Origin of the sequence: Aquiflexum sp., assembly GCF_041749095.1 — a bacterium.
GTDB lineage: Bacteria > Bacteroidota > Bacteroidia > Cytophagales > Cyclobacteriaceae > Aquiflexum.
In genome coordinates, this window is sequence record NZ_JBGTCA010000412.1 from 1 (window position 1) to 10,183 (window position 10,183).

The window sequence follows — 10,183 nt, forward strand, 5'->3', positions numbered from 1 at the left end:
GTTATAGAATGGAAAACAGAAAATCTTTCTTTGAAAACAATAATTAACCTGGGTATATTTACAAAGTGGTGCATTCCTGTTGCCATTTTTGGTGTATTCCTGATTACCATTTTTGGTGCATATTCAATTACCGACTACAGAAATAAATCAAGACATGATTTTAAGGCAAACTCTATTGAAGTCTTAGCTAAAAGAGTTGGTTTTATTTGTTCCAATCCATCTTGCAAATCATTAACAGTTGGCCCGGGGGGGGGGGGGATCAGATTCTTTCCTTAAAGTTGGAATAGCTGCTCACATTACAGCTGCCTCCCCGAATGGACCACGGTTTGATCCGAATTTAACAGAAGCTGAAAGAACTTCTATAGAAAATGGAATTTGGCTTTGTCCAAATTGCTCAATACTTATTGATAAAGACCCTTTATCTTTTCCCAAAACCCTTTTATTAGAATGGAAAAGTGAATCCGAAAAAGAGGCCCTACAAAAACTTAAGGGTAAAAAGAATGAAGGAACTAGGCCTAGAATACAAATCGATTTAATCAGGAATTATGCAAGCAGAAGAGATCAAGGCTTTAGTGAAAAGAATAAAGAGAAATTTGGAGACGGACCATATTCTTTTAACCTTAATTTAATTAGGTATTGGAGAATAACCTCAGAATTTGTACTTCATATTTTCAACAACTCGACCAAGCCTGCATTCAATATTAAATTAGAATCAAATATTAATAACCTACAAATTGATCCACTTCAAAGGATAAACAACCTTCCACCTTTAGAGAAAATAGAATTAGGAGTAATTTTTCAAGATTTTTTGGAAGGTGACCACAATCAAGCGGATGAACTCTTGAAACCATTAATTCCGGAAAAAATCCTAAACCAAACAATTAAAATTTATTTTGAAGACGAATATGGAAACACTTATACTTCAATTTTTGAATTCCAAAAAGAGGGATTAATGGAAAGGTTATAGATATGTTGGTTAAGGGTAATTTTTACCCTATTTTTCGACTATATTACAAGCTTGAGAAATAGAATTTTCGACAATGATTTAAGTCTATTACTGAATATTCATCTTCTTAATCGTTTATCCAAACATCCCAGAATCCATCAGTTTCATCATTCATTTCTCTATTGAAATCATTTTCTATAGGTCTTAATTGGTCATCCTCATATTCTTTCCTAACCCTTAAATCTTCTTTTTTTTCCTGATACTTCCTCCATTCTATAATCTTTTTTCTATCCTCTTTACCAAGAAGGGTAAATGCAAAATCGCGTATTGAAGTTTGATTATTTTGGTGAAAATATGTATTTAATTTAGAATCATTTAGCTCATGAAAACTATTTTCACTCACTAAATTTGGGATAACATGAATTAAATCACAATCAGACCGATTTCTGATCACCGTTGAAACAAGTTCTTTTTTACACTCTAATTCAAAATCAAAAGTTAAAATCAATACCTTTAACATTTTCTTACAATTAAAGATATAATCAAAATAATCATTGAACTTATCCATTGCAACTATAAAATCTTGAAAATAAGGAGAATTAACCCAGCTTTCATAAAGGTAGACTCCCTCCCCCGCAAATTCATCATTAGCCACCGATTCATTAATAATTTCATCAAAGACGTAAGAAAGCGAAGCTAAATGAATTTTTTTTCCAAATAGGTATTTTGCCTTTTCAATAGAACTCCCAAACTCATTTGTTTGAGACGTTAAATCAACCACCAAATCAATTCTCTTCTTAACACAAAACTCTAAGAAATTCAGCTTAGGAACATGCTTTTTAATTTGATAAATTTCATAATCATTTACCACAATTGTATAAACTTTATGATTGCATTTCATATTTACTTATTTTTCAAATTATTTGGAATTTTTCACTTTTAAGTAAACTGCAACTAGAATTAAAATGTCGAATAATTTTTCACCAAAATACCTTCTGTTTACCTTGTATATAAACTCATTCAGGTATTTCTGGAGGTACTTTTCAAATACCATGTGATAATTGCCAATAGGAACCTTTAGATTACTAATTGCCACATGTACCCAATTTAATTCCCCTTTGGTTGAATTTGCAAAGGAATTGATCTTGATGGTGCTCCTCCAATAATTTTTCTAGGTTTAGCAGTGTTTATATCCGTAAAGAGAATTGATCCCAAGGCTACTGATTCTCCAAATTTAAAACTTACTGAAAGATTATTGCTGAAAATTGAGGGATATTCTACAATTGAATAAGGGTTTTTGTCTCGGCAAAAATTAAAGTCCTTTTCTGTTATAATAAATGTGAGCCTTTTTTTATGCTTATCCCCAAGAAATTTTGGCTAAAGCCCATTTTAATTTTGTGCTAATTTTGTGAATGGGCTAATTCCTATTGATAAAAATCATGCAAAATTCACTTTACTGAAATCTTCTGCTAAGCGGTGAAGTCCTTCTTCAATTTGGCGGGCCTTGGCATCTGACAATGCAACTAATCCTTTGCTGATTTTGCGCATCATGCTGGGGTTCATCCCGATGAAATTGGCAAATTCACTTTTGTTGAGCATGGAGTATTGCTCAAAGAATTGTTGTATATCCAGAAAATATTCGATGTCTGCATTCCTCAACCTTTCTGCTTCCGCAGAATTACCCATCTCCTCCAGATATTCTGTCCTAAATTCAATTACCTCAACAATATTTTCCTTTACTTCTTCATAAGTTTCCCCTACTGTATATATACCTTCTTCTTCCGGTGCATATGCGCTATAGCCTGTTGAGGATTTTTCCAATACAATCTTTAGTTTTCTCTCAGATAGATCGGTTTTAGTTTCACTTGATTTCATATAATTTCAATTTTTTTTAAACTATTTAAGTCCTGCATCCTTTAAAATGGATTGTTCTGTTCCTTTTCTAAGTTCCTGAGATTGATGCCTTGGTATTGGTATTTGTCCAGGTTTTGTGGGATGTCTATAGAGGTCATGTTTCTTTCCATTTTTAAACAGGTACCAACCATCTTTGGTGAGTATTTTTAGGATTTCACTTACCTTCATAAACGAATATAAGGAACATTTTTGTTCCAAAAAAATTTTTAAGCTATTGAACTTTGATATAGGTGTTTTTATTTTATGAGACTATTCACATCCATAAGGGAGTTCTTCATCTCCACAATCCAAGTCAAAATCTTGTGGGAGGTCTTTAAGCCGGTCAATACAAGGACAATATTCCTTAAAAGCACATCCTTCCGGAGAACCGGAACAATAATCAAAAGTCATAAAACCATGATTTACTATGGATGTTTTTTCATTGAGTGTCTCCACTGTCATTGAATAGGCAATAGGTATGGGCAGCTTGTCCGGTAGATCAATATCCAAATTCCAACTGCTCATCATTTTATTGAAAGCTTTGCAGACTAATATCATATCCTCTTCAGTAAGTTCTTCTGAGGGCGGGAAATCTTCCACTTTCAAACCGCAATAATCACCAAATGTGTTTGGCGGATCATGGGCAATCCAATTCTCGATTTCTTCAAAATGTTCTTCCATGGTCTGTGGATTGGATAAATCCTCTTGGGGTTTTACCCTATAAGCCTTAGCAATATCTCCGAGCAGATGTGGAATATATGGATGCATATTTTAGGATTGATCTAAAGTAAAAATAAAAACATCTGTACAGCTTATTGTACATGATGTAATTTATTTCTAATTTTACAAAAAAACAAACCAATGGAAATCACCTCTTACACCAATTTCAGACAAAACCTTAAAGCCTTTTTGGACAAGGTATTTACAGACCATAGTCCTCTTTATGTCACACGAACAAACGGCGAAGACGTGGTGGTGCTTTCCAAATCTGATTATGAAAGCATGCAGGAAACTTTTTATCTAATGAAAAGCCCTAAAAATGCTGAAAGGTTACTGAAAGGTATCGAGGAATTTGAAAAAGGATTAGGGGAAGAAAAATATTTAATCGAATAATTTTTTAATGCTATGAAAATAATTTTTTTGGCTACCGGATGGGAAGATTATCTATATTGGCAAACTATTGATAAGAAGGTTTTAAAAAAAATTAACAGCTTGATCAAAGAAATTATCCGAAACCCTTTTTCTGGAACCGGCAAACCAGAACCTCTTAAACATGAACTTGCAGGATGGTGGTCGAGAAGAATAGATTTGGAACATAGGTTGGTTTATAGAGTAGAAAATGATTCGGTTTTTATATTACAGTGTAGGTTTCATTATTGATTTTAATTTGACCATTTTTTAATCATTTTTTTTGCTTCTGAACTCGTATAGGTTTCACCTTTCCCAACCTGCTCGATCCCGATTTCTATTTTATTGATCAGGATAAGTTTTTCCATTAAATCATCAATGGAGACCCGGTCAGTCATACTTTTTAATATTTCAAATATTTTATTTTTGTAACCATTCTCTTTTTTCTTAAAATATATCAAACTACTTGAATTGAGTTAATGATTTATACCCTTAACTGCTTTGCCAATTCCCTCTTGAAATAAATCCAAACCGGATGTATATGGAATCAATGGGGTACCAATAAATTTGGAAAGTAATATCCCATCTTTGATAACAAAGTGACTGGGAGAAATTATTACCCCAAATTTCTCCTTCACTTCCTGTCTTGTAAGACTTATCTGCTGATAGCCGTAATCCCCGTTTTTTTGCAAATATTTTTCGATTTTGTTTGGATTACTCATCGCAAAAGCAAGAAAAACGACATCATCTCTGTCTTTGTATTTATCTGTTATCTTTTTAAGAGTTGGCTCTTCCTGTTTGCAACCCGTACAGCCTACAAACCACACATTAATTACCACTACTTTATCGGAAAAAGATGACAAAGAAACCTGATTCCCTGCCAATGTCACGTAATCGAAATCCGGAAACACTTCCTCGATCTCGGGCCCCTGATTGTCCAAATCGATCTTTTGACCAAAGGCTACTCCATAACAAAAGATAACTATTTTAAAGGTTAATAATAATTTATACCTAAGACTCATAAAACACATCATTAATTTCATAATATCACAAAGCTAATTTTCAATATCCATCAACCTATTTCAATTTATTACTTACCGCATTACTAGTCCACCGTGGCGGATTTCTACTTAATACCCTTCACCCTCCTCCCAAACTCTTCCAACCCCTCATCCCCAAAATCCAAATGCGTCACAAACCTGATCTGATCTTTACCGAACCGGACAGCTTTGATCTCTTTTGAAGCCAGTTTGGTGAGCATTTCATCCGGGGAAATTCCTTTAAGCTTCGCAATGACGATATTGGTAGCAACAGGAAAAACCTCTGAAACCATAGGATGATTTTCCAGCATTTTACCCAATTCCTTAGCCCGGGCTTGGTCTTCTTTCAACCGGTCAATATGATGGTCAAGGGCATAAATTCCTGCGGCTGCCAAAAAACCTGCCTGACGCATTCCTCCACCAAAGGATTTTCTGACTTTCCTTGCTTGCTTGATGGCTGATTTGGTTCCCAAGAGAACAGAACCGACTGGACAGCCTAACCCTTTGCTCAAGCAGACAGAAATGGTGTCAAACATTGGTCCCCATTCTTTAGGGCTTTCTCCTGATTCTACCAATGCATTGAAAATCCTCGCCCCATCCAAGTGAAGTTTTAATCCGTTCTTTTCACAGACTTCCTTGATAGGCCTTACCTCTTCCAAAGTGTAAATGCTCCCTCCTCCTTTATTCATCGTATTTTCCAAGGAAACCAAAGTGGTCTCACAGGCATGCACATCATCAGGGCTGATATTATCTAGGATATCCTGAGCGGTAATTTTGCCATAATCTCCATCCAAAAGTTTAACAGAAGCATGGGAATTGGACATGATGCCTCCTCCTTCATATAGGTAAATGTGAGAATATTTATGGCATATAACTTCAGTCTGAGGCCTGGTATGCAAACGGATGGCAATCTGATTGGTCATGGTACCGGAAGGGCAGAAAAGCCCTGCTTCCATTCCAAAAATCCCGGCCAATTTTTGCTCTAAGGCATTTACAGTTGGATCTTCTCCAAACACATCATCCCCAACTTCTGCTGCCCACATGGCTTCAAGCATTCCTTTTGTGGGTTTGGTTAGGGTGTCACTTCTTAAATCTATAATCATATAATCTTTTTAGATGATTTGAAATATGGTTGAAATACACTTTGTGAAATATGCCTTCGGCGAAATAATTTCGTAGATTCAACCCATATCTCATTTTATTTCAACATTATTTCAATCCTATTTCAACTATATCCCGAATCCCTTCGCTCTCGGGATCTTCGCTTTGCTACGATTTCTACACTATTTCAATTGTATTTCTATCTTATTTCAACAATATTTCAACTTTATTTCTATCTTTTTTCAACTTTCATTCCTTATCTTTCTTGAACCAAGAGTCAATTCCACTTTTTCTCTTTTCAAAATGATCTTCCATATCCTTTAGCTCAAGGTTGATGGCCTGATTGGAGATCAAAATCTCGATCAGGGAAATCGTCAGGGAAACCAACAAAGCCAACATGCTTCCAATAAAAACATAATCCGCTGCCGGTTGCGCTCCCACAAATATCAGGTACATACAAATGACACAGAGCAAAAAGCTCAGCACCCCGCACAATTGCATGTATTTGATCATACTGACCCTTTTTTTGAGATTTCTAATCTGATCAATGATAATATCCTGTTCAGGATTTTCCAGAAATTTTTTGTGAAGGCCCCTTATCAGATTGGCAACGGCCAAAAACCGATTGGTAAATGCCAGCATCATCAAAGTGATAGCCGAAAAAAGCAATGCCGGGGTGGATAGTTGAAGTTCCATAGGTTGTGGGAATTGATTATGCAAAATGGGCATTAATCCTAAATAAAAAAACCCGGCCAAACAGCCGGGTCTATTTCATAACCAATTTATTAATAACTAATTACTATCCAACATTCCCCAACACTACCAATTTCTCCAAGGTTGGACTTTCACTGCCTCCTTTGGGTTCAATAGTTATGGCAAAGGCACCTGCTGAAGCTACCGCCTGCATTTGTTGGAGGCTAAATTTCTGACCTGCATTGACAAGACCGATTCCAACTGGCCCCTGTTCACCGATGGCCCAAAGCTGATAGTCGTATTGCTCTTCCAATCCTGAAAGGTTGTTGACCGAGACAAAAACACTTTCACTGGCTTTATCCCACCATACATCCACAGCGGCATCTTTCTGCATCTCAAAGCCCTCCCCTTTCATGGGGATCCTCTCAAAATTACCTGCAAGAAGTGTTTCCAACTGAGTATCTGCCTCTTCAAAATTCACTTTGTACTGATTCAATTCTTCAGCCAAAACCGTTTGTTCCTGAAGCAGGGCCGTAAACCTCCTGTCCACATCATTATACTGCATCGCAAAATAAACTGCCACACCTGATGCCAGCACTGCAACAATACTTGCTGCTGCAAAATATGCTTTCCAAGGCTGAATGCTTACCGTTTTGATAGTCACTTCTTCTTTTGGGGTCGTCATAACCACCTCTGGACTGTTGCCCATTCCTTTATCAAAGGATTCGAAGATTTTCTTTTTGACGGTAGACGAAGGATTTATTCCTGTCTGATTGTCAAATTGAAAAAACGCTTCCTCAATCTGATCCAGTTCATGCTGGATTTCCGGGTATTGTTTGGCCAACTGAATGACCTCATTCCTTTCCCGCTCACTCAACTCTCCTAATACGAAGAGTTCGAGTTTTCCTGACGATATGTATGCTTGAATATCCACTAGATTCTATCTAAGTTCTTTTTTAAAACATTGATTGCTGCTCGGATGCGCGATTTAACAGTCCCTAAGGGAAGGTCAAACTCCTCTGAAATTTCTGAATGGGTGTAGCCTTTAAAATATATGCACTCAATCACAAATCTTTGTTCCTCATTGAGGTCAACTAGAAGTTCCTTGACTCCTATTCCATCGACCAACTCTGAAGTTCCTGACTCGCTCTCCAAACCATATACGTAGTCATCAATCGTATTGGTCTTACTGCTTTTAGAAAATTCTTTAGACCTGGTTTTGTCTATCGCCGCATTGCGGCAGATATTGGCCATCCAGGTATAAAGTCTTCCTTTTGACTCATCATAACTGTCTATTTTCCGGGTAATCTTGATAAATGCATCATGAAATACTTCTTCGGCGATGTCTTTATCGGTGATAATCCTGGAAATGACAGCAAAGAGCGCACGCGAATATTTATCATATAAATATTCTACCGTTTTTCGGTTCTGCGCTCTCAATCCTGCTATTAATTGTTCTTCTTCCAAAAGTACTTTCGGTTTAGTTTGGTTTTCTGAATAAAAAGAAAAACACAAGACCTACTATTTGATCCTGTGTTTCGAATATAATAAAATTTTATAAGATTAAAGGTGAATTACTTCTCCATAAGCCTGAGCAGCCGCTTCCATTACCGCCTCTGACATGGTCGGGTGAGGATGGACAGTCTTAATCAAATCCATACCCGTAGTTTCGAGTTTACGGATGGCGACTATTTCCGCTATCATTTCAGTCACATTGGCGCCGATCATATGAGCTCCCAAAAGCTCTCCGTATTTTGCATCAAAAATCAGTTTGACAAAACCGTCTTTAGCTCCTGCTGCGGAAGCTTTTCCTGAAGCAGAGAATGGGAATTTTCCCACTTTCACATCATAGCCGGCTTCCTTGGCCTGTGCTTCAGTATATCCTACCGAGGAAATTTCCGGAATACAATAAGTACAGCCAGGAATGTTATTATAATCCAACGGCTCGGGATGATGCCCTGCAATTTTCTCAACACAAATGATCCCTTCGGCAGATGCAACGTGCGCCAATGCAGGACCTGGAACTACATCTCCGATAGCATAATAGCCCGGCATATTGGTTTTGTAGAATTCATCAACCTGGATTTTACCCTTATCCACCAAAATCCCTACATCTTCCAATCCAATATTCTCTACATTTGAAACCACACCGACTGCCGACAACACGATATCACAATCTATGGTGGACTCAGCACCTTTTTTATCTTTGACAGTCACCTTACATCCCTTGCCTTTAGTATCCACAGCGGTGACCTCGGTACTTGTCATGATTTTAATACCAGCTTTTTTATATATTTTTTCCAAAGTTTTGGATACCTCTTCATCTTCATTGGGGACTATTCTGTCCATGAATTCAACAATTGTCACCTCAACCCCAATCGCACTGTATACATAGGCAAACTCAACACCGATGGCGCCGGAACCAACTACGACCATTTTCCCAGGTTTCTTGTCCAAGACCATAGCCTTCCTATAGCCGACGATTTTCTCGTTGTCGATCTTCAATGCAGGAAGTTCTCTTGCTCTTCCGCCTGTTGCGATGATGATATGGTCAGCAGTATAAACAGTCTTTTTTCCGTCTTTATCTTCGACTTCGATTTTCTTTCCAGGCTGCACTTTCCCCCAACCCAAAAGTTGATCTATTTTATTTTTTTTCAACAAAAATTGTACTCCCTTGGACATTCCTGCTGCCACATCCCTGCTTCTTTTGATCATGTTCGGGAAATCCACTGAAGCATCCTTTACTTTAATTCCATAATCCTCGGAATGGTTGATATATTCAAAAACCTGTGCACTCTTGATCAAGGCTTTGGTAGGGATACAACCCCAGTTCAAACAGATCCCTCCCAATTCGGCGGCTTCCACTACAGCGGTTTTCAATCCTAGCTGTGAGGCTCTGATTGCTGCCACATAGCCCCCCGGACCTGAACCCAAAACAATCAAATCATATTTAGTCGATGACATATTTTTTATGTTTAATTTTCAAATTAGCTATGCAAAAATAGGGCTTTTGGGGAGAGAAAAAAATCTAAATGAGATGTGAGAGGGGAGATGTGAGATATGAGAGGGGAGACACAAGATTCAAGACGTAAGACACAAGACACAAGACTTGAGACCTTCCGGGTGATAAGGGTGCGTGGAGCTATGAGATGGCTTGACCTTTTGAAAATGATATCCAAGATGAATAAAAGGTCAAGGCTGCATAAATGATAAAAAGTAAAAAAAGCTTGTCCTTGTCATTTCGATCCCGACAACTGTACGGGAGAGAAATCTTTTGCTCCGATTTGAGGTTGATAGACCTCTCCTGCCTTATCAATGACAAAATTACCCCTCGGCAGGCTCGGGGAACGGAGAATTTGGTTAGTTAAGGTGGGGGGTGTGG

14 protein-coding genes and 1 pseudogene are annotated in these 10,183 nt (G+C 37.5%); 3 read left to right on the top strand and 12 right to left on the bottom strand.

From position 1 onward, the window contains the following. The first annotated feature begins 238 nt into the window (after positions 1–238). Positions 239–967, top strand: coding sequence for a hypothetical protein (locus ACEW8O_RS18695; RefSeq protein WP_373496149.1), 729 nt, complete (start codon positions 239–241; stop codon positions 965–967). Positions 968–1,073: 106 nt separating this feature from the next. Here the strand turns inward: ACEW8O_RS18695 and ACEW8O_RS18700 are convergent, their stop codons facing one another. The 5 genes and pseudogenes from ACEW8O_RS18700 to ACEW8O_RS18720 all read right to left on the bottom strand — a co-directional run bounded on the left by ACEW8O_RS18700 (position 1,074) and on the right by ACEW8O_RS18720 (position 3,607). Next, positions 1,074–1,847 (bottom strand): hypothetical protein, encoded by a 774-nt coding sequence (locus tag ACEW8O_RS18700; protein ID WP_373496150.1) that lies wholly within the window; start codon positions 1,845–1,847, stop codon positions 1,074–1,076. An 18-nt stretch (positions 1,848–1,865) separates the two neighbouring features. Beyond that, positions 1,866–2,084 (bottom strand): annotated as a pseudogene (locus ACEW8O_RS18705) (transposase); the annotation flags it as partial. 299 nt (positions 2,085–2,383) lie between these two features. Beyond that, complete coding sequence (locus tag ACEW8O_RS18710; protein ID WP_373496151.1) at positions 2,384–2,821, bottom strand: type II toxin-antitoxin system HicB family antitoxin; 438 nt, start codon at positions 2,819–2,821, stop codon at positions 2,384–2,386. Positions 2,822–2,842: 21 nt separating this feature from the next. Continuing rightward, complete coding sequence (locus ACEW8O_RS18715; RefSeq protein WP_373496152.1) at positions 2,843–3,028, bottom strand: type II toxin-antitoxin system HicA family toxin; 186 nt, start codon at positions 3,026–3,028, stop codon at positions 2,843–2,845. A gap of 81 nt (positions 3,029–3,109) precedes the next feature. Next, complete coding sequence (locus tag ACEW8O_RS18720) at positions 3,110–3,607, bottom strand: hypothetical protein (RefSeq protein WP_373496153.1); 498 nt, start codon at positions 3,605–3,607, stop codon at positions 3,110–3,112. A 93-nt stretch (positions 3,608–3,700) separates the two neighbouring features. Here ACEW8O_RS18720 and ACEW8O_RS18725 point away from each other — a divergent pair, with 93 nt between their 5' ends. Beyond that, a complete protein-coding gene (locus ACEW8O_RS18725; RefSeq protein ID WP_373496154.1) occupies positions 3,701–3,952 on the top strand; it encodes a type II toxin-antitoxin system Phd/YefM family antitoxin in 252 nt (83 codons plus the stop codon). A 12-nt stretch (positions 3,953–3,964) separates the two neighbouring features. Continuing rightward, a complete protein-coding gene (locus ACEW8O_RS18730) occupies positions 3,965–4,219 on the top strand; it encodes a Txe/YoeB family addiction module toxin (protein ID WP_373496155.1) in 255 nt (84 codons plus the stop codon). Between the two features lie 2 nt (positions 4,220–4,221). On the opposite strand, the gene ACEW8O_RS18735 is transcribed toward ACEW8O_RS18730, so the two are convergent. The 7 genes from ACEW8O_RS18735 to lpdA form a co-directional block, all read right to left on the bottom strand. Then, complete coding sequence (locus ACEW8O_RS18735; protein ID WP_373496156.1) at positions 4,222–4,365, bottom strand: hypothetical protein; 144 nt, start codon at positions 4,363–4,365, stop codon at positions 4,222–4,224. Positions 4,366–4,443: 78 nt separating this feature from the next. Next, positions 4,444–4,908, bottom strand: coding sequence for a peroxiredoxin family protein (locus ACEW8O_RS18740; RefSeq protein WP_373496157.1), 465 nt, complete (start codon positions 4,906–4,908; stop codon positions 4,444–4,446). Between the two features lie 185 nt (positions 4,909–5,093). Continuing rightward, positions 5,094–6,110 carry a low specificity L-threonine aldolase gene (locus ACEW8O_RS18745; RefSeq protein ID WP_373496158.1) on the bottom strand — a complete coding sequence of 339 codons (1,017 nt, stop codon included), beginning with the start codon at positions 6,108–6,110 and terminating at the stop codon, positions 5,094–5,096. 247 nt (positions 6,111–6,357) lie between these two features. After that, the gene (locus ACEW8O_RS18750; RefSeq protein ID WP_373496159.1) at positions 6,358–6,804 is read right to left on the bottom strand and encodes a DUF2721 domain-containing protein; all 447 of its coding nucleotides are present in this window, start codon (positions 6,802–6,804) and stop codon (positions 6,358–6,360) included. 103 nt (positions 6,805–6,907) lie between these two features. Continuing rightward, positions 6,908–7,735: an anti-sigma factor domain-containing protein gene (locus tag ACEW8O_RS18755; protein ID WP_373496160.1), complete on the bottom strand. Its 828-nt coding sequence runs from the start codon at positions 7,733–7,735 to the stop codon at positions 6,908–6,910. Next, the gene (locus ACEW8O_RS18760) at positions 7,735–8,268 is read right to left on the bottom strand and encodes an RNA polymerase sigma factor (protein WP_373496161.1); all 534 of its coding nucleotides are present in this window, start codon (positions 8,266–8,268) and stop codon (positions 7,735–7,737) included. The genes ACEW8O_RS18755 and ACEW8O_RS18760 overlap by 1 nt, the downstream gene beginning before the upstream one ends. A 96-nt stretch (positions 8,269–8,364) precedes the next feature. After that, the gene (gene lpdA, locus ACEW8O_RS18765) at positions 8,365–9,765 is read right to left on the bottom strand and encodes a dihydrolipoyl dehydrogenase (RefSeq protein WP_373496162.1); all 1,401 of its coding nucleotides are present in this window, start codon (positions 9,763–9,765) and stop codon (positions 8,365–8,367) included. Positions 9,766–10,183: the final 418 nt, after the last annotated feature.